Source organism: Miniimonas arenae, from assembly GCF_006351005.1.
In the GTDB taxonomy this organism is placed as follows: domain Bacteria; phylum Actinomycetota; class Actinomycetes; order Actinomycetales; family Beutenbergiaceae; genus Miniimonas; species Miniimonas arenae.
The window spans coordinates 40,325-64,934 of the sequence record NZ_VENP01000001.1 but is presented as its reverse complement, the minus strand read 5'-3'; the positions used below and the strand labels follow the sequence as shown (position 1 = coordinate 64,934).

The window sequence follows — 24,610 nt, the reverse complement described above, 5'->3', positions numbered from 1 at the left end:
GCGTCCGGGTCCGGGCCGTGCAGAGCGCGTGACGGCGTCGTCGATGTCGCAGGCGCGGGCGCAGTCGCCCGGCGTGTCGGCGCCGGGCGCGCGGGGCGGCCGGGCAGCATCGGGGCACATGACGGGGGCACAGCAGGCCGCACGCGCAGCGGGTGCTGCCCGCTCGACCGTCCCCGCCCCGCGGACCGCCCGTGCGGCGTCGCCCCGCGCGACGGCGAGCGCGACGCCCCGCACGACGTCCGGCACCGCGTCCCGGGAGGGCGCCGCACGCCAGACCACCGCACGCCAGACCACCGCACGCACAACCACGCGGCAGCCGACGCGACAGGGCGCACCCGCGAAGGGTGCGCCGCGCCCGCACACCGGCGCGCCCCGGCAGGCCAACCGGTCCCGGGCGGGCGCTCCGCGTGCCACGCCGGTGCGGCCCCGCCGCGGTGCCGGTTCGGGCGCCGGCGGTCCAGGGTCGGGTGGTCGGGGTGGGTCCGGCGGTTCCGGCGGGGGCGGCGCGGCGTCGATCCGCGTCGGAAGCTCGCAGCGCCGGCAGAAGGTGATGCTCGCCGTCGTGCTGGTGCTGCTGCTCATGTTCGCGGGCCGCCTCGTCCAGGTCCAGGTGATCGACGGCGCCGCGCTCGCGGAGCAGGCGCGCAGCCAGCGCGAGCGCACCTACACGGTGCACGCCTCGCGCGGGGAGATCGTCGACGCCGACGGGTTCGTGCTCGCGACCTCGGTGGTGCGCTACGACGTCGTCGTGGACCAGCGGCAGGTGCCCGCGTACGTCCGCTACGGCGAGGACAACTCGACCGTCGAGGGGCGTGGCGCGAGCGCGGCCGCTGCGGCGCTCGCGCCGCTGCTCGGCGTGAGCGAGCACGAGCTGGGGGCCACGCTCACCGGCACCGCGGGGTACAAGGTCATCGCGACGGACGTCACGCCCGAGGTGCGCCAGCAGGTCATGGACCTCGGCATCAACGGCCTGACCACCGAGCAGAAGACCAAGCGCGTGTACCCCGGGGGCAGCACAGCCGGCAGCATCGTCGGCTGGGTGAACGACACCGACGGCGACGGCACGCTGCAGGGTGCGGCGGGCCTGGAGTCCCGCTTCGACGACGTGCTGACCGGCACCAACGGCAGCCGCACGGTCGAGATCGGGGTCGGCGGCACCGTCATCCCCGGGGCCGCGCAGACCGTCGTGGCGGCGCGGGACGGCGAGACCGTGCACACCACTCTCGACCTCGACCTCCAGCAGCAGTGCCAGCAGGTCATCGACGCCAAGAAGACAGAGACCGGCGCCGAGTGGGCGGCGGCCACCGTGGTCGACGTCAAGACCGGCGAGGTCCTCGCGCTGTGCGAGTCGGACATGATCGACCCCAACGCGCCCACCGGCTTCGGCAAGATCAACGCGGTGCAGAGCCCCTACGAGCCCGGCTCGACGGGCAAGATCCTCACGGTCGCCGCGGCGATGGAGGAGGGGCTCATCAGCCCGACGTCGGACTTCGACGTGCCCTACCACTACACGACGCCGAACGGCCAGGTGTTCAAGGACCACACCGAGCACCCTGACGAGCGGCTCACGGTCGCGGGCATCCTCGCGGACTCCTCCAACACCGGCACGATCCAGATCGGATCGCTCATGTCGGACGCGACCCGCGCGAAGTACATGCAGGCGTTCGGCTGGGACGAGCCGAGCGGGGTGGAGCTCGCGGGGGAGAGCGGCGGCTACAACCTCGACCCCGACGGGTGGGACGGCCGCACCAAGTACGCGAGCATGTTCGGCCAGGGCGTGGCCGTGGACCTGCTGCAGAACGTCAACGTCATCGCGACCCTCGGCAACGGCGGCGTGCGCAACCAGCTGCACCTCGTCTCCGGCTTCACCGACTCCAGCGGGACCTTCACACCCCAGACGGTGGCGGACCCGGTGCGCGTGGTGAGCCCCGAGACGGCCGACCAGATGCTCCTCATGCTCGAGAGCGTGACCTCGGCCGACGGCGCCACGGGCAACCGCGCCGCCATCGACGGCTACCGGGTGGCGGGCAAGACGGGGACGGCGCAGGTGGCGAACACCACGGACGGCCGGCTCACCGACTCGGCCGCGTCGTTCGTGGGCGTCGTGCCCGCCGACGACCCCCAGATCGCCGTCGGCGTCATCATCTACCGGCCGCAGCACGGGTTCTTCGGCGGCACGATCGCGGCCCCGGTGTTCCACGACATCGCGTCGTTCGCCCTCTCCACGCTCGGCATCCCGCCGACCGGCGTGACCGAGCCGCTGTACCCGCTGACCCCCGGCGGAGACATGAGCGTGCCCGGGTACGACGGGTAGATTGGCTCGACGTGACCGCACCCCTGGCGCAGCTGCGACCCACGCGCGTGCCGGCCGTTCCGCTGGCCGAGCTCGCTGCGGCGTACGCGCTCACCGTCGCCTCCGAGGGCGTCCCGGCATCTCCGGACGGCACGGCGGACGGGCTCGACGGCGTCCCTGACGACGCGCTCCACGGCACCGTCGGATCCTCCCGCGGCACGCTCGAAGCCGTGCTCGACGGCGTGCTCGTCACCGGCGTGACGGTCGCGAGCGACGAGGCCCGCGCGGGCGATCTGTTCGTCGCCGTGCCCGGTCTGCGCGCCCACGGCGCGCGCTTCGCGGCCGCCGCGGTCGCGGCCGGCGCCGTCGCCGTGGTGACCGACGAGGTCGGCGCCCGCGCGCTGCTCCGCGCGGCCGCCGGCGAGGCCGGCGACGCGACCGTCGACAGCGACGCGACCGTCGACAGCGCCACCGACGCGGTGCCGCAGGTGCCGCCGCTGCCGCGCGCCGTGCCCGTCCTGGTCGCCGCCGACCCCCGCGCCCTCGCCGGCGAGCTCGCCGACACCGTCTACGGCCGCCCCTCCGACGACCTCGTCACGGTCGCGGTGACCGGCACGAACGGGAAGACCACCACCGCCTACTTCGTCGACGCCGCGCTGCGCGCGCAGCACGGCTCGGTCGCGCTGCTCGGCACCGTCGAGGTGCGCCTGGGCGACGTCGCGATCGAGAGCCCCCGCACCACGCTCGAGGCTCCCGCGCTGCACGGTGTGCTCGCCGCGGCCCGCGAGCAGGGCGTCGCCGCGCTCGTCACGGAGGCGTCCTCGCAGGGCATCGCGCTGCACCGGCTCGCGGGGATGCGGTTCGACGTCGTCGTGTTCACGAACCTCCAGCGCGACCACCTCGACTACCACGGCACGATGGAGCGCTACTTCGCCGCGAAGGCGTCGATCTTCTCGCCCGAGCGCGCCGCGCGCGGCGTCGTGCTCGTCGACGACGAGTGGGGCCGGCGCCTGGCCGCCGCGTCGCCGATCCCCGTCGCGACCCTCGCCACCCACCCCGACGACGACTCCGCGGCCGCGACCGCCGCCGACTGGCGCGTCGTGTCGGCCGACATCGGGCTCGACGGTGTGGGGTCCGCCTTCGTGCTGCGCGGGCCCGACGGCACCGAGCACGTCGCGCACAGCCCCCTGCCCGGGCTCGTCAACGTCTCGAACGCGGCCGCCGCCGTCGTCGCCGCGCACGAGGCGGGCGTCCCGCTCGCCGTCGCGATCGACGCCGTCGCCGCGGCCACCGCGATCCCGGGGCGGATGGAGCGCGTCGTCGAGCGCGGCCAGGGCCACGCGCTGTGCATCGTGGACTACGCGCACACCCCGGACGCCCTGGTCTACGCGCTCGAGGCGGTGCGCCCCATCACACCCGGCCGGCTCGTCCTCGTGTTCGGCTCCGACGGCGACCGCGACCAGGGCAAGCGACCCATGCTCGGGGAGATCGCCGCGCGCCTGGCGGACGTGCTCGTCGTCACCGACGAGAACCCGCGCTCGGAGGACCCGGCCGCGATCCGCGCCGCGATCCTCGACGGCGTGCGCACCCTCCGCCCGGACCTCACCGACGTCGTCGAGATCACCACGTCGCGGGCCGACGCGCTGCGCCACGCCGTCGCCACGACCGGCGAGGGCGACACCGTCATCGTCACCGGCAAGGGGCACGAGCCGACCCAGGAGATCGCCGGCGTGTTCCACCGGTACAACGACCGCTTCGTCTACCTCGAGGCCGTCGGCGACCCGCGCTACCGCGACGGCCGCCCCCGCGAGGTGGCCGCCGGGGCGACCACGTGATCGCGCTGACCGCGGCGCAGGTCGCCGCGCTCGTGGGGGGCACCCTCACGCTGCCCGACGGCGTAGCCGCCGAGGACGTCGTCGTCACCTCGGTCGTGACCGACTCGCGCGAGGTGACGCCCGGCGCGCTGTTCGTCGCGATCGCGGGCGAGCACGTGGACGGGCACGACCACGCGGCGGGCGCCGTCGCGGCCGGCGCGAGCCTCGTGCTCACCGAGCGGCCCCTCGCCTCCTCCGACAGCGCGCCCGACACCGCGCCCGACGGCGAGCCCCTCCCGAGCGTGCAGGTCGCCGACTCGGTGCGGGCGCTCGGCGAGCTGGCCCGCGGCGTCCTCGCGCGCCTGCGCGAGCGCCCCGAGGGCGCCCCCCGCGTGCTCGCGATGACCGGCTCGGTCGGCAAGACGACGACGAAGGACCTGCTCGCGCAGGTGTTCGCGGCCGACGGGCCGACGGTCGCGCCGGTGCGCTCCTTCAACAACGAGGTCGGGCTCCCGGTGACCGTGCTGCGGTGCACCGAGGAGACCCGCACGCTCGTGCTCGAGATGGGCGCGGACGCACCCGGGAACATCGACTACCTCACGGCGATCGCGCCGCCGGACGTCGCCGCCGTGCTCGTCGTGGGCAGCGCGCACCTGGCCGGGATGGGCGGGATCGACGGTATCGCCCACGAGAAGGCCGCCATCGTCCGCGGTCTGCGCCCCGACGGCACCGCGGTGCTCAACGCGGACGACCCGCGCGTCGCGGCCATGGCGGAGCAGGCCCCGGGTGCGGTGCTCAGGTTCGGGCGCAGCGCGGACGCCGACGTGCGGGCGACCGACGTCACCGCGGGTGGCGCGCGCGCGTCGTTCACGCTGCACCACGGCGGGCGGACCGCGCCGGTCACGCTGCGGCTGGTCGGCGAGCACCACGTGACGAACGCGCTCGCCGCGGCGGCGACGGCGATCGCTGCGGGCCTGTCGCTCGACGTCGTGGCGCGGCGGCTGTCACAGGCTGACGCCGCGAGCCCGCACCGGATGGCCGTGACCGAGCTCGCCGACGGCGTGACGCTCGTGGACGACTCCTACAACGCCAACCCGGACTCGATGCGCGCCGCGCTCAAGGCGCTCGTCGCGATCGGCGCGGGCCGCCGGACCGTGGCCGTGCTGGGGGAGATGCTCGAGCTGGGCGAGGTTGCGCTCACCGAGCACGACGCCCTGGGCCGGCTCGCGGTGCGCCTGGACGTCTCGCGGCTGCTCGTCGTCGGTCGCGGCGCGCGCGCGATGTACACCGGGGCGCTGCTCGAGGGGTCCTTCGGCGAGGAGGCCGCGTTCGCCGAGGACGTCGAGGAGGCCCGCGCCTGGCTGCGTCGCGAGGTGCTGCCCGGCGACGTCGTGCTCGTGAAGTCCTCGAACGGTGCGGGTCTGTACCGGCTGGCCGACGCCCTCGTCGCCGAGGGCTCGGTGCGCGGGTCGAGGGACGGCTCGGCGGCCGGTGCGGCCAGTGCGGCGCACGCCGACCAGCGGGCGGACCAGCAGGTGGACGCATGATCCCCGTCATGGTCTCGGGCGGCGTCGCGCTCGCCGTCGCGCTGTTCGGCACGCCGCTGTTCATCCGCTTCCTCGTGCGCCGCCAGTACGGGCAGTTCATCCGTCAGGACGGCCCGACGGCGCACTACACCAAGCGCGGCACGCCCACCATGGGCGGGGTCGTCATCCTGGCCGCGACGCTGCTCGGCTACTTCGTGGCGAACTTCGTCTCGTTCCTGCGGACCGGCTCGACGCCGAGCGTCTCGGGTCTGCTGCTGCTGTTCCTCATGGTGGGTCTGGGCATGGTGGGGTTCGCCGACGACTTCACGAAGATCTCCAAGCAGCGCTCCCTCGGCCTGTCCCCGATCGCCAAGATCCTCGGCCAGGGCGGGGTGGGCGTGGTGTTCGCGCTGCTCGCGCTGCAGCTGCCCAACTCCTTCGGTCAGACCCCCGCGTCCACCGGCATCTCGTTCATCCGCGACCTCAACCTCGACCTCGCGATGTGGGGGAGTGTGATCGGGCTGCTGCTGTTCGTGGTCTGGGCGAACTTCCTCGTCACGGCGTGGTCCAACGCGGTGAACCTCACGGACGGCCTGGACGGGCTGGCCACCGGCGTGAGCATCTTCGTCTTCGGCGCCTACGTGCTGGTCACGATGTGGCAGTTCAACCAGAGCTGCCAGCGCGTGCTGGCGGGGCCGCGCTGCTACGACGTGCGCGACCCGCTCGACCTCGCGATCGTCACCGCGGCCATCGTCGGGGCGTGCGTGGGCTTCCTGTGGTGGAACGCGAGCCCCGCCAAGATCTTCATGGGCGACACGGGCTCGCTCGCCCTCGGCGGCGCCCTCGCCGGGCTGTCGATCCTCACCCGGACCGAGCTGCTCGCCGTCGTGATCGGCGGCATGTTCGTCGTCATCGTCGCCTCGAGCGTGATCCAGATCGGGTTCTTCAAGATCTCCGGCGGCAGACGCGTGTTCCGGATGGCACCGCTGCACCACCACTTCGAGCTCCTGGGCTGGGCCGAGATCACCATCGTCATCCGGTTCTGGCTCATCGCGGCGGTCTTCGCCGCGATCGGGGTGTCCATCTACTACGCCGAGTGGATCGCGTCCGCATGAGCGCCCCGATCGGCGACGTCGACGCCCGGCGAGGCGCGTTCCGCGGCGCGCGCGCCCTCGTCGTCGGGCTCGGCCTGACCGGCGAGGCCGCCGCCCGCACGCTCGCGGCGCTCGGCGCCGACGTCGTCGCGATCGACACCCGTCCCGACGTGGCCGCCCGCGCGGCGGCGTCGCTGACCGGCGTGCTCGTTCTCGAACCGGAACCGACGGCCGGCGGCCCCCACGGTGATCCTCAGGACGAGGCCGCCGATCGGTCCCGCGCGGCGTCCGCCCTCGTCGAGCGCGCTCTCGCGCTCGACCCGAGGCTCGCCGTCGTGTCTCCCGGCATCCCGCCGGCCTCACCGCTGATCGCGCTGCCGCGCGCCGCCGGTCTGGACGTGATGAGCGAGTTCGACCTCGCGTGGCTCGTCCGCGCCGACGACGCGCCGTGGCTCTTCGTCACGGGCACGAACGGCAAGACGACGACGGCGCAGATGACCTCCGCGCTGCTGCGCGCCGGCGGCCTGCACGCGCCACCGCTGGGCAACATGGGCGTCGCGGTGTCCACGGTTGCGCTGGAGGGGATCGCGGACGACGCCGGCGTGGTGCGCCCGCCGGAGGCCTGGCCCATCGAGATCGCGGCGCTGCAGCTCTACGACACCCACCGCGCCGAGCCGACGGCGAGCATCTGCCTCAACGTCGCCGAGGACCACCTCGACCACTTCGGCTCGATGGCCGCCTACCGCGCGGCCAAGGCGAGCGTGTACTCCCGAGTCCGGCTCGCGTGCGTCTACCCCACGTGGGAGGACGGGGCGCGCGCGATGGTCGAGGAGGCCGGGGTGCTCGAGGGGGCGCGCGCCGTCGGGCTCACGCTCGGCGTGCCCGGCCCGAGCGAGATCGGCGTGGTCGAGGACCTCGTCGTGGACCGCGCCTTCCACCCCCGACGCTGGACGGAGGCGCTCGCGCTCTTCACGCCCGACGACCTCGCCCACCTCGGCGGCGCCGCGGGCGTCCCGCCGCACGTGCTCACCAACGCGATGGCCGCGGCCGCGCTCGCCCGCGCGGGCGGCACCCCGGCCGAGGCGGTGGCGCCCGGCCTGCGCGGCTTCCGGCTCGACGCGCACCGCTCCGCGGTGGTCGCGCAGGCGGACGAGATCACCTGGATCAACGACTCCAAGGCCACCAACGCGCACGCCGCCGCGGCGGCGCTGCGGGCGATCCCGGCCGGCACCGTGGTGTGGCTGGCCGGCGGCGACGCCAAGGGCGCGGACCTCGAGGAGCTCATCGCGCAGTACGCGCCGGCGATGCGCGCCGTCGTGCTCCTGGGTGTGGACCGCTCGCCGTGGCTCGGCCCGCTTCGGCGACACGCGCCGCACCTCCCGGTGTTCGAGGTCCCCGAAGGCGACGATGGCGAGGTGATGCGCGTCGCCGTGAGAGCAGCAAGGGACCACGCCCGCCCGGGGGACACCGTCCTGCTCGCGCCCGCCGGCGCCTCGTGGGACCAGTTCCGCAACTACGGTCACCGCGGCGACGCCTTCGCGGCGGCCGTCCGGGACCTGCTGGGCACCGCGTGACCACGCTCGACGGGCGGGCCACGGGCCGGCGCCGCGACGAGGTGCCGCGTGCCACGGCGGACCGGCCCGGCGCGGTGCGCCCGGTCACCGCCCCGCAGCCGGACACCCGGGCGTTCGCGTCCACGCGCGCCGCGGTCCGCTCGGCGTGGGACGCGCCGGTCACCTCCTACTACCTGATCGGCGTCACCACGCTCGTGCTCGTGGCGCTCGGTCTCGTGTTCGTGCTCTCGAGCTCCTCGATCTACTCGCTCAAGGACAGCTCGGGGCAGAACCCGCTGCTGCACTTCCTCGACCAGGTGCGGTTCGCCGCGATCGCGCTGCCGCTGGCCTTCGCGTTCTCCCGGATGCCCATCCGGGTGCTGCGCTGGCTCGCGTGGCCCGCCTTCGCGGGTGGCCTGCTCCTGCAGGGCCTGCTCTTCACGCCGCTCGCGTGCGGGACCGGCGGCAACATCGCCTGGGTCTGCGCCGGTCCGGTGACGATCCAGCCCAGCGAGTTCGTCAAGGTCAGCCTCGTGCTGTGGCTCGGCGCCGTGCTCGCGGTGAAGCAGCACCAGCTGGGCCGGCTGCGCCACGTGCTGCTGCCGATCGGCGGCGCCGCCCTGCTGCTCGCGCCCCAGATCTACGCCGGCGACCTCGGCACGATGCTCATCATGGGCGCGCTCGTGGCCGGGGCGCTGTGGGTCGCCGGCCTCCCGCTGCGCTATCTCGCCACGATGAGCGTGATGGCCGGCGCCGTGGTGGCATTCCTCGCCGTGCAGTACGAGACCCGCATGGCGCGGATCATGGCGGTGTTCGACCCGGACTCCCTCGACCCGCAGGGCCTCGGCCTGCAGACCCGGGTCTCGCTCGAGGCCCTGGGCACCGGTGGCATCTCCGGCGTCGGGCTCGGTGGCTCGCGGACGAAGTGGCTCTACCTGCCGGCCGCGCAGAACGACTTCATCATGGCGATCATCGGCGAGGAGCTCGGCCTCATGGGCACGCTGCTCATCCTCGTGCTGTTCGGCGTGCTCATGGTCGGCCTCACCCGCGTGGTGCTGCGCCACCCCGACCCGTTCGTGAAGATCGCCACCGGAGCGGTCGCCTCCTGGATCATCGTCCAGGCCCTCGTGAACATCTCGGTCACGATCGGCGGCCCGGTCATCGGCGTGCCGCTCCCGTTGGTCTCCGCCGGCGGCTCCTCGCTCATCGCGACGCTCATCGCGCTCGGCATCGTGCTCGCCTTCGCCCGCGACGAACCCGGCGCGCGCGAGGCGCTCGCCGCGCGCCGCGGCGTGGTGCGGCGCTCCTTCGGCGTGCTCGCGCGCGGCGGACGGAGCGGCCGATGACCGTGCGCCTCCTGCTCGCGGGCGGCGGCACGGCGGGGCACGTCAACCCGCTGCTCGCGCTCGCGGACGCCGTCCGGGACAGCGCCGTCGGTGCCGACGGTGCCGAGATCCTGGTCCTCGGCACCGCCGAGGGACTGGAGTCGCGCCTCGTGCCCGAGCGCGGCTACGAGCTTGCGACGATCCCCCGGGTGCCGTTCCCGCGCCGGCCCGACCCGGCGGCCGCGCGCTTCCCGCGCGACTTCGCCCGCGCCGTCGCGCAGGCCGAGCGCGCGATCGACGCGGTGGGCGCCGATGTCGTGGTGGGGTTCGGCGGGTACGTGGCGACGCCCGCGTACCGTGCGGCCGCGCGTCGCGGCGTCCCGGTCGTGATCCACGAGCAGAACGTGCGGGCCGGCCTGGCGAACCGGCTGGGCGCCCGCACCGCGGCGGCCGTCGCCCTGACGTTCGCCGAGACGCGGTTGCGCGCGCGCCGCGGCGAGACCACCCACGTGGGCCTGCCGATGCGCGCGGACGTGAGCGCTCTCGCCCGCAGGCCGGATGCCGGGCGCCAGGCGGCGCACGACGCCGCGGCGGCGCGGCTGGGCCTGGACCCGACCCGGCCCGTGCTCCTCGTCACCGGCGGCTCGCTCGGGGCGCAGCGGATCAACCTCGCGATGGCGGGCGCGGCCACCGACCTGACCGCCGCCGGCGTCCAGGTGCTGCACGCCGCGGGCCGCGGCAAGGTGGACAGCGTCGCGGCGGCCGCCGCCGCCGCGGGTGAGGACTACCACCTGGTGGAGTACCTCGACGACATGGCGAGCGCCTACGCCGCGGCCAGCCTCGTGCTCGGTCGGTCGGGAGCTGGCACCGTCTGCGAGCAGGCCGCCGTCGGGCTGCCCGGGGTGTACGTGCCGCTGCCGATCGGCAACGGCGAGCAGCGGCTCAACGTGCGCGCCCTGGAGGAGGCGGGCGGCGCCGTCGTGGTGGAGGACGCCGCGATGACGCCCGACGCCGTCCGGGCGATCGTGCTGCCGCTCCTGCTCGACGCCGAGCGCCGCGGCCGGATGGCCGCGGCCGCACGCGCCCACGGCGTGGCCGACGGCGCCGAGCGGCTGCGCGACCTCGTTCTGCGCACGAGGAGGGTGGCCCGTGGCTGAGCGCGCGTCGGACCGCACCACCGAGCACTGGCACTTCGTCGCGATCGGCGGGCACGGCATGAGCGTGCTCGCGGAGATCGCCCTCGCGAGCGGCCACGTCGTGACCGGCTCGGACCAGGTCGACGGCGAGGAGACCGCCCGCCTGCGCGCCCGCGGCGCCCGGGTCTTCCTCGGGCACGCCGCCGAGCAGGTCGAGGGCGCAGACGTCGTCGTCGTCTCGACCGCGATCCCGGCCGACAACGTCGAGGTGGTCGCGGCGCACGGGCGCGGCATCGAGGTGATCCACCGGTCCGTGGCGATGGCGCGCCTGGCGCGCGGACGCGACTTCTACGCCGTGGCGGGCACGCACGGCAAGACGACGACGTCGGCGATGCTCGCCGTCGCGCTCGAGCTCGGTGCGGACGCCGACCCGGGCGCCGCGATCGGCGGGACGGTGCTGGACTGGGAGTCGGGCTCGCGCGTGGGCACCGGGCCGTTCGTGGCCGAGGCCGACGAGTCCGACGGGTCGTTCCTCAACTACGCCCCGCGGGTCGCGATCGTCACGAACGTCGAGGCCGACCACCTCGCGCACTACACCGGCGGCCTGCCGCAGATCCTCGCGGCGTTCGAGGACTTCGCGCGCCGCATCGTGCCCGGCGGGCTGCTCGTCGCGTGCAGCGACGACGCGGGCGCCCGGTCGGTGCTGCGCACCGCGGCGCGCGAGGGGATCCGCGTGCGGACCTACGGGCTCGCGACGGCCGCCCTCGCCGAGGCGCCGGCGGACCAGGGCACGACGGCGAACGACGGCTCGGGCGCGGACGTCGCCTCGGGCGATCTCGGCGGCCGGCTCGACGTCGAGCACGTCGCGATCGAGGACGTCACCCTCACCGGGGGGTCGGCGGCGGCGACGTTCGTGCTGGGCCGCGGCGGCGTCCCGATCCTCCCGCCCGTGCGCGTCGCGATCGCCTCGCCCGGGCTGCACACCGTGCTGGACGCGGCCGCGGCGTGGGCCGCGGCCCTCGAGGCGACCGACGGCTCACCCGACGCGGCGCAGCGCGTGGCGGACGCGCTGAGCGCCTTCCACGGGGCCGGGCGCCGGTTCGAGGTGGTCGGCGAGGCCGCGGGGGTGCGCGTCGTGGACGACTACGCGCACAACCCGCGCAAGGTCGAGAACGCGCTGCGGGCCGGTCGGCTCGCGGTCGGCGACGGGCGCCTCTTGGTGCTGTTGCAGCCCGCGCTGTTCACCCGCACGCGCGACTTCGCCGAGGAGTTCGCCGACGCGCTGGACCTGGCCGACGCCGTCGTCGTCACCGACATCTTCGGCTCGCGCGAATCGCCGATCGAGGGCGTGACCTCCGCCCTCGTGACCGAGGCGGAGCCGCCCGCGCGCGCCGAGCGCGGCGCCACGCCCTACGAGCTCGTGCCGGACCGGTTCGCCGCCGCGCGGCGCGTCGCGGCGCTGGCGTGGGAGGGCGACCTCGTCATGACCGTGGGCTCCGGCGACGTCACCCTGCTCGCGCCGGTCGTGCTGGCGGAGCTGCGCGCCCGTGAGGGGTCGGCATGAGGCCGCCGAGCGCGCCGCGGGCCGGGCGACCGGGCGACGCAGGGCGCGCGCGTGGGGCAGGCGGGGGCGCCGACCCGCGCGCCGCCCACCGTGCTCGTCCAGGTGCTGGTGCAGGTGCAGGTGCAGGTGGTGGCACGCCGGCCCCCCCACGGCCGGCCGTCGACGCTCGCACGGGCGACGACCTCGTGCTCAGCGAGGAGGAGCTCGCCGCCTGGAGCTCGGGGGAGTGGGACGACGCCGCCCCCACCGGCCCGATCGGCTCGCGCGCCCTGGTGACGTCCGCGCCCGCGGTCCGCCGCGTCGGCGGCCAGTCCCGCCGCGGCGGTGCCCGCGGCGACCGGCACGCCCGCGACGCCGAGCCGGGCGGCGCCCTCCTCGGCGACGACGGTCGCGACGAGACCGGTGTGGACGACGCGGACGCCTGGTCAGACGCGGACGCCTGGTCCGACGCGGACGTCCCGGCGCCCGTCGAGACGCTCCAGGTCCGTCTGCAGGAGAAGCGCCGCGCGCGCCGGCGGGTCGCGGGTGTCCGGATCGCCGCCGGCGTCGGGGTGCTCGCGCTGCTCGCGGGTCTGGGCTGGGTGCTGCTCGGGTCCTCGTGGCTCGCGCTGCGCGCCGAGGACGTCGTCGTGGACGGCGCGGGACCGTACGTGGACGCCCCGGCCGTGCTCGCCGTCGCCACCGCGCAGGAGGGCGAGCCTCTCGCGCGGCTGGACACCGCGGGGATCACCGCGCAGCTCGAGGCGATGCCGGCCGTCGCGGAGGCGAGCGTGGTGCGCTCGTGGCCGCACGGCGCGACCGTCACGCTGGTGCCGCGCGAGGTCGTCGCCGTGTCGCTCGGTGCGGACGGCTCCGCCGCGTCGCTCGTCGCCTCCGACGGCGTCGTGGTGACGACCGTCGACCCGGACGCGGCGCCCGAGAACCTGCCCCGGATCACGGTGGACATGACGGACCCGGCGTCCGGCTCCGCCGTGACGGCCGTGCTCGACGTCCTCGCGTCGCTGCCGCCGGAGCTCCTCGGCCAGGTCGCGCAGGCCGGCGCCACGTCGCAGGACGACGTGACGTTCACCCTCACGAGCGGGGACACCGTGCGATGGGGGAGCGCGGAGGAGAACGCGCTCAAGGCCCAGGTGCTGCTCACGCTGCTGCCCGTGGACGCGTCCACGTACGACGTGAGCGCGCCCGAGGCCCCGCTCACCCGCTGAGCGAGCCTCCCTCCCACATCGACACGCGCGACACGCCCGCGACGGTCGTTGCTCACCGCGAACGCCCGACCTAGCGTCATCGACGTCAGAAAGTGACATAAGTATCACCCTCTACCTGAGGGTGAGGGTTGGTCGGCCGGCGGTCGGCACGGACGGAGGGATCACACGTGACGGCACCGCAGAACTACCTGGCGGTCATCAAGGTCGTCGGCATCGGGGGCGGCGGCGTGAACGCCGTCAACCGGATGATCGACGCCGGACTCAAGGGCGTGGAGTTCATCGCCATCAACACCGACGCCCAGGCGCTCCTCATGAGCGACGCGGACGTCAAGCTCGACGTCGGCCGGGAGCTGACCCGCGGGCTCGGCGCCGGCGCCGACCCCGAGGTCGGCAAGAAGGCCGCCGAGGACCACGCGGAGGAGATCGAGGACGTCCTGCGCGGCGCCGACATGGTGTTTGTGACGGCCGGCGAGGGCGGCGGCACCGGCACCGGCGGCGCGCCCGTCGTGGCCCGCATGGCGCGGCAGCTCGGCGCCCTGACGATCGGCGTGGTGACGCGCCCGTTCACGTTCGAGGGGCGCCGCCGGGCCACCCAGGCGGAGAGCGGGATCGACCAGCTGCGCGCCGAGGTGGACACGCTCATCGTGATCCCCAACGACCGCCTGCTCTCGATCAGCGACCGCAGCGTCTCCGTGCTCGACGCGTTCCGCTCGGCCGACCAGGTGCTGCTCTCGGGCGTGCAGGGCATCACGGACCTCATCACCACCCCCGGCCTCATCAACCTCGACTTCGCCGACGTGAAGTCGGTGATGCAGGGCGCCGGCAGCGCGCTCATGGGCATCGGGTCGGCGACCGGCGAGGACCGCGCCCTGCAGGCGGCCGAGCTGGCGATCTCCTCGCCGCTGCTCGAGGCGAGCATCGACGGCGCTCACGGCGTGCTGCTGTCCGTGCAGGGCGGCAGCGACCTCGGCATGTTCGAGATCAACGAGGCCGCGCGCCTCGTCCAGGAGGCCGCGCACCCCGAGGCGAACATCATCTTCGGAACGGTCATCGACGACACGCTCGGCGACGAGGTCCGCGTCACGATCATCGCCGCCGGCTTCGACTCGGGCACGCCCGAGCGGCGCCCGGCCGACCGGCGCGGGGTCGGGCAGGTCTCACGGCCGCCGGCCTCGGGCAACGGATCGGCCAACGGCGCCTCGAACGGGTCGGCCAACGGCTCCTCGACCGGGCACTCGAACGGCTCGTCGAACGGCTCCTACGCGAGCGCGGGCACGAACGCGGCGCCCGTGCCGGTGTCGGTGGACGAGCCCGAGATCCCCGTGACGACCGACGCCGAGCCGGTCGCGGTGGCGCAGACGCAGGCCTTCCAGCCGGTGCCGCACGTGCCGGTGCGCAACCGTCGCGACGAGGAGCTGGACGTCCCCGACTTCCTCAAGTAGGCCGACGTGACCGACGTCCGTCCCGGCGACGGCGGTCCGGGCCTCGCGGTGCTGGCGGCCGACCTCGGCCCCGGCGTGCGCGCGTTCTTCACCACACGCCGCGGCGGGGTCAGCCGCCCGCCCTACGCGGGCGCCAACCTCGGCGCCGGCGTCGGTGACGACCCGGCCGCCGTCGCCGCCAACCGGGCCGCGGTGGCACGGGTGGCTGGCGCGCCGGTCACCTGGCCGCGGCCGGTGCACGCGGCCGACGTCGCGCTCGTCCTGCCCGACGGCGAGGCGCGCCTCGTGCACCCGGCCGGGGGCTCGCCGTCGCCCGGGTCGGCCGCGGCCGGGACCGCTGGCCTGCACGACGGCGAGCGCGACCTCTGGCTCGACCCCGCGGCCCCGCCTGTTGACGTCCTCGTGACCTCCTCGCCCGGCCGGGGGCTCGCGGCCCTCGCGGCCGACTGCGTGCCGGTGCTGCTGGCCGGCTACGACGCCGCGGGGCACGCCGTCGCGGTGGCCGCGGCGCACGCGGGGCGACGGGGGGTCGTCGCGGGCGCGGCGCCGGCGGCGGCCCGAGCGCTCGAGGCCGCGGGCGCGGTGCGGGTGGGCGCCGTCGTAGGCCCCGCGGTGTGCGGCGCGTGCTACGAGGTGCCGGCCGAGCTGCAGGAGGAGGTCTGCGCCGTCGAGCCCGGTGCCCGGGCGACCACGCGGGCGGGGACGCCCGCGCTCGACCTGCCGGGCGCCGTCGTGCGCCAGCTCGTGAGCGCCGGCGTCGAGGTGAGCCGACTCGCGCTGTGCACGCTCGAGACCCCGTGGCTGTTCTCCCACCGCGGTGGTGCGCCGACCGGGAGGTTCGCCGGAGTCGTCGCGCTGCGACACGCCACGCCGTGGGATATCCCGCAGCGTCCTCCCGCCGCTCGGTAGCGTCCTGGACGGAAGGACTCGACGGGAGTCCCACGAGGAGGAAGTGGACGCCCATGGGAGCGCTGCGCAAGACGATGGAGTACCTCGGGCTGTCCGAGCCCGAGCGAGTCGACGAGGTGGAGTACGACGTGCCCGACGAGAGCTACGACGACATGGCTCTCGAGCCGGTCCACCACGCGCCGGTGACCCCGATCTCCGCCGCGCGCTCGGCCGCGCCCGGGGACCTGCGTCGCATCGCGACGGTGCACCCGCGCACGTACAACGACGCCAAGGTGATCGGCGAGAGCTTCCGCTCCGGCACGCCCGTGATCATGAACCTCACGGACATGTCCGAGGCCGACGCCAAGCGGCTCGTGGACTTCTCCGCCGGACTCGTGTTCGGGCTGCACGGCACCCTCGAGCGCGTCACGCCGCGGGTCTTCCTGCTCTCGCCCTCCTCGGTGGAGGTCGCGTCCGACACGTACTCGGCCGAGACCGGGACGCGCGTCTTCAACCAGAGCTGACCCGCGACCACCGGGTACGGTGACCGTGTGCTGACCCTCCTCGCCACGATCGCCTACGTGGTGGTCCTCCTGTTCGTGGTCGCGCTGCTCGTGCGGGTCGTGTACGACGTCGTGCAGATGGTGGCGCGGGAGTGGCGCCCGCGCGGGCTCGCGCTCGTGGCCGCCGAGGCGGTCTACACCACGACCGACCCGCCGCTCCGGCTGGTCCGCCGGTGGGTGCCGCCGCTGCGCCTGGGCGCCGTCGCGCTCGACCTGGCGTTCCTGATCGTCATGTTCGTGGCCTGGATCCTGCTCCAGGTCCTCGGGGTGCTGGCGACCCGGTGAGCACCGCCCGGTCCTCGACCGCACCCCGCCTGTCCGTTCCCCACCCGTCCGACCACCGGACTCGCGGACGCTCCCGACGGCACCGCGCCTCCCCATCCGCTACCGTTGTCCGCGATCGACGCATGTGCGTGTGCGTGCGTCTCGACCCAACCGAGGTGACGATATGACGCTGCTGACCGCAGACGACGTGCTGAAGAAGACCTTCCAGACGACGAAGTTCCGGGAGGGCTACGACCAGGACGAGGTCGACGACTTCCTGGACGAGATCGTCAACACCCTCCGCGTCCTCCAGAACGAGAACGCGGACCTGAAGTCGCAGCTCGAGTCCGGCCAGGGTGCCCCCGCGGCGGTCGACGCCACCGAGGTCACCCCGGCGGTGCAGGACGAGGTGCCCGCGCCCGAGCCCGCCGTCCAGGAGGCGGCGCCGGAGCCCGAGCCGGCCCCCGAGCCTACGCCGGAGCCCGCTGCCGCCCCGGCCGCCGCGCTCGCCGCGACGTCCGGTGCCAGCGAGCCGGAGTCGGCCACGGGGATGCTCCAGCTCGCGCAGCGTCTGCACGACGAGTACGTGCGCAACGGCAAGGAGGAGGCCGACCGCCTGGTCTCCGAGGCGCGCGCCGAGGCCGAGCGCCTCATCGGCGAGGCGGAGAGCCAGCGCAACCGCACGCTCAAGCAGCTCGAGACCGAGCAGGCGACCCTCGAGCAGAAGATCGACGGTCTGCGCAGCTTCGAGCGGGACTACCGGATGCGCCTCAAGGGCTACCTCGGCACCCTCGTGGAGCAGCTCGACTCCCAGGCCAGCACCGTGGGCCTGGACGGCCCCACGCCGAAGCTCTGACGCTGCCCTGAGACGGCGCTGAGCCTGCCCCAGGCAGCACTGAGACGCCCACGCGCGTCGTCACGACGGCCCGGACCGCACCTGGTGCGGATCCGGGCCGTCGTGCGTGCGGCAGGATGTGACCGATGACTGATTCCACTCCGCGACGCCACGTGATGCTGCTATGCGTCACCGCGCTCGTGACGCTCCTGCTCGACCAGGCGACCAAGGCGATCGCGCTCGAGCGCCTCGTCCCCGGCGAGCGCACCGACGTGCTCGGCTCGTGGCTCGGCTGGCGCCTCGTCTTCAACCCGGGCGCCGCGTTCTCCTTCGGCACCGGCGTGACGTGGATCTTCACGGTCGTCATGGGCGTGGTCGCGGTCGCGGTGCTCGTCGGTGCGCGCCGGATCTACTCCCGCCCCTGGGCGTTTGCGCTCGGCGCGCTGCTCGGCGGCGCGATGGGCAACCTCGTGGACCGGCTCGCGCGTGAGCCGGGCTTCGGCGTCGGGCACGTCGTCGACTTCATCGACTACGGCGTCTTCATCGGCAACGTCGCCGACATCGCGATCGTCGGCTCGGCGCTGCTCATGGTGCTGCTCTCGCTGCTCGGGTACGGCTGGGACCGGCCGGGCCGGCTCCCGCACGAGCGAGACGACGCGTCCGACGGCGAGCCCGACAGCGCGTCTGACGGCGAGCCCGACCCCGCCCGGGAGGGCGACGAGCCGACCACGCCCGACGGCGAGCGGTCGCCCTCGCGGGGCGCCATCGCCGGCTCGAGCGCTTTGGCGCCCGACGGCGAGCGGTCGCCCTCGCAGGTCGGCGTCGCCGACACCGAGCGTCCCGCGCCGAACGGCTCGCCGGCGTGAGCGAGGCCCTGGCGCTGCCCGTTCCCGACGGCCTCGTCGGCGAGCGCGTCGACGTCGCGCTGGCGCGGCTCATGGGGCTCTCGCGCTCGCGCGCGGCACAGCTGGCCGACGACGGGGGCGTGCGCCTGGACGGCCGCATCCTGGGCCGGTCCGACCGTGTCACGGCGGGCTGGCTCGAGGTGGAGCGGCCCGAGCCGCCGGCGGCGGTCGTGGCCGAGCCGGTCCTCGTCGAGGGCATGCGGATCGTGCTCGAGGACGACGACCTCGTGGTGGTCGACAAGCCCGTGGGCGTCGCGGCCCACCCGTCACCGGGCTGGACCGGTCCGACCGTGGTGGGCGGCCTCGCGGCCGCGGGGGTGCGGGTCTCGACGTCGGGCGCTCCCGAGCGGCAGGGCGTGGTGCACCGGCTCGACGTCGGCACGTCCGGCCTCATGGTGGTCGCGAAGAGCGAGCACGCCTACACCGTGCTCAAGCGCGCGTTCAAGGAGCGCACGGTCGAGAAGACCTACCACGCGCTCGTCCAGGGCCACCCGGACCCGTCGGCCGGAACCGTGGACGCCCCGATCGGCCGCCACCCGAAGCACGACTGGAAGTTCGCCGTCGTGGCGTCGGGCAAGCCGTCCGTGACGCACTACGAGACGCTCGAGGCGATGCCCGCGGCGAGCCTGCTCGAGATCCACCTCGAGACCGGCCGCACCCACCAGATCCGGGTGCACTTCTCCGCGCTGCGGCACCCGTGCGTGGGCGACGTGACCTACGGCGCCGATCCGGTGCTCGCACGCCGGCTCGGCCTGAGTCGGCAGTGGCTGCACGCCGTGCGGCTGGGCTTCGAGCACCCGACCACCGGGTTCCCGGTCGTGGTGACGTCGCAGTACCCGCCGGACCTCGCCCACGCGCTCGAGACGCTGCGGTCGGCCTAGGCGCGCACCTGGCCGGCTTCGTCACCGGCGCCCGTACGCGTCGAGCGCGACCTTGCGCTCGACGGCGTGGTCGAGCATGCGCTCGGGGTAGCCCGCGGGTGTCTCGCGCAGCCGCCACGGCTCGTGCACCACGGCGCCGGGGACGTCGCGCAGCTCGGGCACCCAGCGACGGACGTAGTCCCCGTGCGGGTCGAACTTCGTGCCCTGCGTGACGGGGTTGAAGATGCGGAAGTAGGGCGCGGCGTCCAGGCCGGTCCCGGCGACCCACTGCCAGTTGTGCTGGTTGGAGGCGAGGTCGCCGTCGAGCAGGTGGCGCATGAAGTGGCGTGCGCCGCGCTGCCAGCGCACGTGCAGGTCCTTGACGAGGAAGGACGCCGTGACCATCCGGACGCGCCCGTGCATCCAGCCCGCCGCGGCGAGCTGGCGCATCCCGGCGTCGACGAAGGGGTAGCCCGTGCGGCCCGCGGCCCACGCCTCGAGGGCGGCGTCCTCGTCCACGCCGTCCACCCAGGCGTCCTCGGGCACGACGGCGTGCAGGGACGTCCGCGCGGACGTCGGGGTGTGCCAGAGCGCGTCCGCGAAGAACTCGCGCCAGGCGAGCTCGGAGCGGAAGGAGGCGACGCCGTCGTGCATCCCGCTGGAGCGTCGCCCGTCCTGCCCGAGGCGTGTGAGGTCGGCCAGGAGCGTGCGGGGGTGGATCTCGCCCCAGCGCAGCGCGATCGACAGGCGCGACGTGCCGGCCAGGTCGGGGCGGTCGCGGTCCTGCTGGTAGCGGTCCAGCCCGTCGTCGAGGAACTCCTCCCACAGCGCACGCGCGGCGCCCTCGCCCGCCTCGGGCACGTCGACGTCGGGGCGCGCCGCGAGCGCACGGGTGCCCTCGCCGTCGGCCGCACCGCCCGCCCCGCGCGGCTTCTCGAGCCAGCGCACGCCGTCGGGAGCGGGGACCGGCGCACGCCAGCCGTGGTCGAGCCACGCGGCGCGGAACGGGGTGAACACCCGGTACGGCTCGCCGTCGCCCTTGCGCACCCGCCCGGGCGCGACGGCGTACGGCGACCCCGTGCGCACGAGCCGCCGGTCCTGGGCGGTGAGCGCCTGCTCGACCGCGTCGTCCCGGGCGGCGCCGTACGGCGCGAAGTCGGCCGCGACGTGGACCTCCTCGGCTCCGACTCTGTTCGCGACACGCGGAACCTCCACGACCGGGTCACCGGTCACGACGGCGAGCCGGCCACCGGCGTCCTCGATCGCCTCGGCGAGGGCACGCAGGGATTCGTGGAGGTAGGCGCGGCGCGGCGCGCCGGCGCGCGAGAGCAGGTGCGGATCCAGCACGTAGAGGGCGAGAACCTCGCGCTGATCGCCCGGTGCGCCCGGTTCCCGGGTGCCCAGCCGACCCGCCGCGGCGAGCAGGGCGGGGTTGTCCGCGAGCCGCAGGTCGCGGCGGAACCACATCACGGTGCGCGCCATCGCACGACCCTACGTCGGGTGGCGAACCTCACGCGCGGACGGCGCCGACGTGCGGGCCACGCACATGCGGCGGTGGCACCCTGGAAGGAGCGGCCCGGCCGTGGGACCCTCGCGGCCCGGTCCGACCGATGCTCCCGACCCGCGATCCGCGGGGGACGATCCCCCCGCGCCCGAGGTGATCCATGACCGCAACCGCCGACCTTCCCGCCCTGCTCGACCCCGCCGCCCTGCGCCGGGGTGCCGCCGTCACGACGGCCGTCAACCGGTACGCCAGCGCCACGCCGGCCCCGATGGTGGTCGCGTCCGACACGCTGTGGACCGCCGTGCCGCCGCGCTGGCAGCGCGGCATGGGCCGCTTCCGCGTGACGCCTCGCGCCGCCGACACCGCACCGGTGCCCCCCGGCGGAGGAGTCGGCGTGCTGGTCCTGCGCTCCGTCGGCCGACCCGTGGACGTCGAGGAGCTCGAGCGGGTGCTCGCGCAGTACCCGCCCTACGGCCCGGACAACCCCCCGCCGATCTTCCGGCTCCCGCTCGACCCCGACCGGTCGCGCCCGCTCGGGTGCGCGACGCGTGAGCCGGGGATCCGGTTCGAGCTCGTGCCGCTGTCGCGGCCGCTGATCGCCTACCAGGCCGCCCGGACGGTCGTGGACCGCGGGACGGCCGCGGCCCGCCGGCAGCCCGCGGAGCGGGCGCGGCGGGCCGGCGACGCCGAGGCCGCGCGCCGTGAGCTGCTCGCGGCGCTCGGGTCGGACGGCCGCGGCGACGTCGAGATCCGCCTCACCGTCGCCGAGGCAGAGGAGCTGACGCGGCGGCTGGCGGGCTGACGCCGCCGGGCCTCACCCCGGCGCGCCGGCCGGCGTCCGTGCGGCGCCGGACGGCACGTCCGAGCGCACCTCGACCGAGCCCGCCCGGCGCAGGCGGCGCAGCTCGAAGACGTCGTACAGGCTCGCGACGAGCGTGATGACGTACGCGAAGACCAGCGCGTCCACCCAGCCGAGCGCACCCCGCCGGCCAGCCACGAGGTCGGCGAACACGACGAGTGCCGCCGCCGTGAGGGCGAACGCGACCAGGGCGCGCGCCCACGTCGGCAGCGACGCCCGCACGAGGCGCCGGGTCACGTCGAGCGCGGCCGTGGCCAGCACCACGAGCCCGACGACGAGCACGACCCGCGACACCGGCGCCGAGACCCCGGGGTAGACCTCGGCGAGGATCGCGGTGAGCAGCGCCGCGAACACGAGCTTCTCCACGAGCGCGAGGTTCCACATCGAGCCGCGCGGTCCGACCTCGCGAACCGGGCGCCAGCCCGTGCGCTCGGCCACGACGTCGGCGTCGAGCGTCACCGACCAGTCGGGCCGAGGCAGCCGCGGGAGTCCCCACCGGGCGAGCACGCCGAGAGCGGCGACGAGGGCGGCGATCACGGCCCACGTCCACGGCCAGGTGGACGTGACGCGGGTGAACTCGTCCGTGAAGTCGAGCTGGGCCACGTGGATCCACCACTCCTGGGGGAGCTTGACGACAATCCAGATCGTGGCCACCGTCAGCACGAGCGCGCGACGGGACAGCCGCACGGGGGACCAGCGGGTGCGTGCCACCTCGAGCGCGATGAACGCGTACTCGAACGTGTTGGGGAACACCATGAGGAGCCAGCGGGCGCCGGTCAGCTCGAACGCGAGCACGCCGACGAGCCGGTAGTACCAGAGCCCCGCCAGCAGCGCGACCGGGAATCGTCCGGGCCAGTTGCGCCGCACCGCGAGGTACGCGATCGCCAGGTAGTAGACGTCCAGCGCCTTGTCGTAGGACTGGTAGAAGCCCATGTCGATCGACGTGAACGAGGAGAAGATGCCGCCGTCCACGCCGTCGATCACCATCGCGGCCAGCACCGCCGGCAGCGGGAACCGGGGGATGAGCAGCGGCACGAGCAGCCGCGCCGCCAGGACGAGGCCGAAGACGACCGCGTCCGGCGTCGAGAGTGCGTTCACGCGCCGATCATGGCAGCGCGCGGTCGGTCACGCCCGACCCGTCCGCCGCCCCGGCGAGCTGGTTGCGGAACAGCCGCGAGAACGGGCCGTCGGCGGCCACGAGCGCACGGTAGGAGCCGTGCTCGACGACGCGTCCGCCGTCGAGCACGTAGATCCGGTCCACGGCGCGAAGTGTCCAGGCGCGGTGGGACACGAGCACCGTGATCCGCTCCTCCTTGCCCGCGACGAGCCGCTCGAGGATGGCTTCCTCGCTCTCGGCGTCGATCGCGGAGGTCGGCTCGTCGAGCACCCACACCGGCGCGTCCCGCACGGCCACGCGCGCCACGCTGAGCCGCTGCCACTGCCCGCCCGACAGCGTGGTCCCGTCCCACTGCTCCCCGAGCTGGGTGTCGAGGCCGTCGGGCAGCGAGCGCACGAGGTCGGTGAGCCCGGCGAGCTCGAGCGCGCGCCACAGCGCCTCGTCCGGCACGGCGTCGTCCGGGGAGCGCCCGAGCTGGAGGTTCTCGCGCACCGTGAACTCGTAGCGCTCGTACTCTTGCACCATCGTCGCGAACCGGCGCAGCCACGGGCGTTGGCCCACCTCGTCGGGGCCCAGCCCGTCGAGCGTCACCGTCCCGGCGTCCGGCGTGAGCAGACCCAGCAGCGCGTGCAGCGCCGTGGTCTTGCCGGCGCCGTTCGCGCCGACCAGCGCGACGACCTCACCGCGCCGTGCCTCGAAGGCGACGTCGGCCACGGCCGGCGCGGCCCGTCCCGGGTAGGTGTGCGTGAGGCCCCGGACGCGCAGCTCCTCGATGCCCGACGGCGAGGGCCGGGTCGCGCCGTCGTCGTCCGTGAGCGGGACGCCGGCGAGGAAGTCGGCAATCTCGGTGACCTGCGGCGCCGCGCTGAGCACGCGGCCGATCTGGACGCCGGCCATCCCGACCGACGCGGCGGCCCCCGTGACACCCGTGACGCCGGCGACCGCGACGGGGGACAGGTCGGTGCCGACCAGGAGCGCCACGAGCGCCCCCAGCACGAACACCGTGGACACGGCGCCGACGATCCAGTCGGAGGCGAGCTCGCGGCGCGACAGCCGGATGCGGTGCCCCACGAGGTCGCGCCACAGCCGGCCGTGGCGGGCCGCGACCGCGTCTCCCGCGCCGAGGGTCGCGAGCTCGACCGCCGAACGCTGACGCACCAGCAGGTTGCTCAGGTAGCGCTGGCGGCCGAAGATCGGCCCGACCACGTCCCAGTACCGCCGCCACACGCCCGCGAGGAGTCGACCGGCGATCAGCGCCGGGACGAGCGCGAGCACGGTGAGCAGGGCGGCAAGCCTCGAGAAGGTCGCGAGCGCGGCCACCACGGCGATCGTGGCGACGACCGACTCGATCGCGCCGACGAGCTGCCCGTACAGGTACTGCGCCGAGGCGTGGGCGACCTCCACCTGCTTCTGCAGCCGCGCCGTCGTCTCCGCGCGGGCGAGGTCGCGCGGCGGGGTGCGGGCGGCGCGCAGCATGAGCTCGCGCTCGAGGTCGGCGATCACGGTGTGATCGGCGTCCACCCGCAGCGTGGTGGCGACGGCGCGCACCGGGTTGGCCAGGCCGACGATCGCGACGATGACGAGCAGCGGGGCGAGCACGTCGCGCAGGGTGTGCTCGCCGTCGAGCCGCTCGACGAGGGTGGCGAGCGCGAGCACCTGCAGCGCCGGCACGAAGGCGAGCAGCAGGGTGACGACGGCGGACACCATGACCCGGGGCGGCGAGGCCCGCCAGGTGCGGGCGACAACGAACCGGATCCCGCGGGCTGTGTCGCGCATCGAGCCACCGTAGGTCGCCGCACCCACACGGCGTCCAGGGAAATGCCTCGGGCGTCCCCCCGGGACGCCCCGGACCCGACCTAGGAT

The 24,610-nt window shown here is 75.0% G+C and carries 20 protein-coding genes; 17 read left to right on the top strand and 3 right to left on the bottom strand.

Annotated elements, in window-relative coordinates; all coding sequences use genetic code 11:
- Nucleotides 1–550: 550 nt before the first annotated feature.
- The 16 genes from FH969_RS00295 to FH969_RS00220 all read left to right on the top strand — a co-directional run bounded on the left by FH969_RS00295 (nt 551) and on the right by FH969_RS00220 (nt 19,288).
- Nucleotides 551–2,314 carry a peptidoglycan D,D-transpeptidase FtsI family protein gene (locus tag FH969_RS00295; RefSeq protein WP_159096592.1) on the top strand — a complete coding sequence of 588 codons (1,764 nt, stop codon included), beginning with the start codon at nt 551–553 and terminating at the stop codon, nt 2,312–2,314.
- Nucleotides 2,315–2,325: 11 nt separating this feature from the next.
- Nucleotides 2,326–4,128, top strand: coding sequence for a Mur ligase family protein (locus FH969_RS00290; protein WP_234417556.1), 1,803 nt, complete (start codon nt 2,326–2,328; stop codon nt 4,126–4,128).
- Nucleotides 4,125–5,654: a UDP-N-acetylmuramoyl-tripeptide--D-alanyl-D-alanine ligase gene (locus FH969_RS00285; RefSeq protein ID WP_139985326.1), complete on the top strand. Its 1,530-nt coding sequence runs from the start codon at nt 4,125–4,127 to the stop codon at nt 5,652–5,654. The genes FH969_RS00290 and FH969_RS00285 overlap by 4 nt, the downstream gene beginning before the upstream one ends.
- Nucleotides 5,651–6,748 (top strand): phospho-N-acetylmuramoyl-pentapeptide-transferase, encoded by a 1,098-nt coding sequence (gene mraY / locus FH969_RS00280; protein WP_108719687.1) that lies wholly within the window; start codon nt 5,651–5,653, stop codon nt 6,746–6,748. The genes FH969_RS00285 and mraY overlap by 4 nt, the downstream gene beginning before the upstream one ends.
- Nucleotides 6,745–8,301 carry a UDP-N-acetylmuramoyl-L-alanine--D-glutamate ligase gene (murD, locus tag FH969_RS00275; RefSeq protein WP_139985324.1) on the top strand — a complete coding sequence of 519 codons (1,557 nt, stop codon included), beginning with the start codon at nt 6,745–6,747 and terminating at the stop codon, nt 8,299–8,301. Before mraY ends, murD begins: the two co-directional genes overlap by 4 nt.
- Nucleotides 8,298–9,626 (top strand): FtsW/RodA/SpoVE family cell cycle protein, encoded by a 1,329-nt coding sequence (locus tag FH969_RS00270; RefSeq protein ID WP_246071610.1) that lies wholly within the window; start codon nt 8,298–8,300, stop codon nt 9,624–9,626. The genes murD and FH969_RS00270 overlap by 4 nt, the downstream gene beginning before the upstream one ends.
- Entirely contained in the window at nt 9,623–10,762 is a 1,140-nt protein-coding gene (murG, locus tag FH969_RS00265) for an undecaprenyldiphospho-muramoylpentapeptide beta-N-acetylglucosaminyltransferase (protein ID WP_108719689.1), read from the top strand. Before FH969_RS00270 ends, murG begins: the two co-directional genes overlap by 4 nt.
- Complete coding sequence (gene murC / locus FH969_RS00260) at nt 10,755–12,305, top strand: UDP-N-acetylmuramate--L-alanine ligase (protein ID WP_246071609.1); 1,551 nt, start codon at nt 10,755–10,757, stop codon at nt 12,303–12,305. The genes murG and murC overlap by 8 nt, the downstream gene beginning before the upstream one ends.
- 185 nt (nt 12,306–12,490) lie before the next feature.
- On the top strand, nt 12,491–13,510 hold the full coding sequence (locus FH969_RS00255; protein ID WP_139985322.1) for a cell division protein FtsQ/DivIB: 1,020 nt from the start codon (nt 12,491–12,493) through the stop codon (nt 13,508–13,510).
- Between the two features lie 167 nt (nt 13,511–13,677).
- A complete protein-coding gene (ftsZ, locus tag FH969_RS00250; RefSeq protein ID WP_108719691.1) occupies nt 13,678–14,952 on the top strand; it encodes a cell division protein FtsZ in 1,275 nt (424 codons plus the stop codon).
- A 6-nt stretch (nt 14,953–14,958) separates the two neighbouring features.
- On the top strand, nt 14,959–15,861 hold the full coding sequence (locus tag FH969_RS00245) for a laccase domain-containing protein (protein WP_246071608.1): 903 nt from the start codon (nt 14,959–14,961) through the stop codon (nt 15,859–15,861).
- Between the two features lie 53 nt (nt 15,862–15,914).
- The gene (locus tag FH969_RS00240; protein ID WP_108719692.1) at nt 15,915–16,364 is read left to right on the top strand and encodes a cell division protein SepF; all 450 of its coding nucleotides are present in this window, start codon (nt 15,915–15,917) and stop codon (nt 16,362–16,364) included.
- 27 nt (nt 16,365–16,391) lie between these two features.
- Nucleotides 16,392–16,688, top strand: coding sequence for a YggT family protein (locus FH969_RS00235; protein WP_370445296.1), 297 nt, complete (start codon nt 16,392–16,394; stop codon nt 16,686–16,688).
- 163 nt (nt 16,689–16,851) lie between these two features.
- Entirely contained in the window at nt 16,852–17,523 is a 672-nt protein-coding gene (locus tag FH969_RS00230; RefSeq protein ID WP_139985320.1) for a DivIVA domain-containing protein, read from the top strand.
- 125 nt (nt 17,524–17,648) lie between these two features.
- Nucleotides 17,649–18,368, top strand: a complete 720-nt coding sequence (locus FH969_RS16005) for a signal peptidase II (protein WP_139985318.1) — start codon at nt 17,649–17,651, stop codon at nt 18,366–18,368.
- Nucleotides 18,365–19,288, top strand: a complete 924-nt coding sequence (locus FH969_RS00220; RefSeq protein WP_108719695.1) for an RluA family pseudouridine synthase — start codon at nt 18,365–18,367, stop codon at nt 19,286–19,288. Before FH969_RS16005 ends, FH969_RS00220 begins: the two co-directional genes overlap by 4 nt.
- A gap of 21 nt (nt 19,289–19,309) precedes the next feature.
- Here FH969_RS00220 and FH969_RS00215 read toward each other — a convergent pair whose 3' ends face one another.
- Complete coding sequence (locus FH969_RS00215) at nt 19,310–20,749, bottom strand: cryptochrome/photolyase family protein (protein ID WP_139985316.1); 1,440 nt, start codon at nt 20,747–20,749, stop codon at nt 19,310–19,312.
- 182 nt (nt 20,750–20,931) lie between these two features.
- On the opposite strand from FH969_RS00215, the gene FH969_RS00210 reads away from it, so the two are divergent.
- Complete coding sequence (locus tag FH969_RS00210; protein WP_108719697.1) at nt 20,932–21,573, top strand: hypothetical protein; 642 nt, start codon at nt 20,932–20,934, stop codon at nt 21,571–21,573.
- 12 nt (nt 21,574–21,585) lie between these two features.
- On the opposite strand, the gene FH969_RS00205 is transcribed toward FH969_RS00210, so the two are convergent.
- Both FH969_RS00205 and FH969_RS00200 read right to left on the bottom strand, forming a co-directional pair.
- Nucleotides 21,586–22,728: a hypothetical protein gene (locus FH969_RS00205; RefSeq protein ID WP_139985314.1), complete on the bottom strand. Its 1,143-nt coding sequence runs from the start codon at nt 22,726–22,728 to the stop codon at nt 21,586–21,588.
- A gap of 7 nt (nt 22,729–22,735) precedes the next feature.
- On the bottom strand, nt 22,736–24,523 hold the full coding sequence (locus FH969_RS00200) for an ATP-binding cassette domain-containing protein (RefSeq protein WP_180359602.1): 1,788 nt from the start codon (nt 24,521–24,523) through the stop codon (nt 22,736–22,738).
- Nucleotides 24,524–24,610: the final 87 nt, after the last annotated feature.

What these genes read in the sequence shown, in the direction of transcription:
- FH969_RS00295 (WP_159096592.1), top strand. Translation starts at nt 551, where the DNA reads ATGCTCGCCGTCGTGCTGGTGCTGCTGCTCATGTTCGCGGGCCGCCTC.
- mraY (WP_108719687.1), top strand. Translation starts at nt 5,651, where the DNA reads ATGATCCCCGTCATGGTCTCGGGCGGCGTCGCGCTCGCCGTCGCGCTG.
- murD (WP_139985324.1), top strand. Translation starts at nt 6,745, where the DNA reads ATGAGCGCCCCGATCGGCGACGTCGACGCCCGGCGAGGCGCGTTCCGC.
- murG (WP_108719689.1), top strand. Translation starts at nt 9,623, where the DNA reads ATGACCGTGCGCCTCCTGCTCGCGGGCGGCGGCACGGCGGGGCACGTC.
- FH969_RS00240 (WP_108719692.1), top strand. Translation starts at nt 15,915, where the DNA reads ATGGGAGCGCTGCGCAAGACGATGGAGTACCTCGGGCTGTCCGAGCCC.
- FH969_RS00230 (WP_139985320.1), top strand. Translation starts at nt 16,852, where the DNA reads ATGACGCTGCTGACCGCAGACGACGTGCTGAAGAAGACCTTCCAGACG.
- FH969_RS16005 (WP_139985318.1), top strand. Translation starts at nt 17,649, where the DNA reads ATGACTGATTCCACTCCGCGACGCCACGTGATGCTGCTATGCGTCACC.
- FH969_RS00215 (WP_139985316.1), bottom strand. Translation starts at nt 20,749, where the DNA reads ATGGCGCGCACCGTGATGTGGTTCCGCCGCGACCTGCGGCTCGCGGAC.
- FH969_RS00210 (WP_108719697.1), top strand. Translation starts at nt 20,932, where the DNA reads ATGACCGCAACCGCCGACCTTCCCGCCCTGCTCGACCCCGCCGCCCTG.
- FH969_RS00200 (WP_180359602.1), bottom strand. Translation starts at nt 24,523, where the DNA reads ATGCGCGACACAGCCCGCGGGATCCGGTTCGTTGTCGCCCGCACCTGG.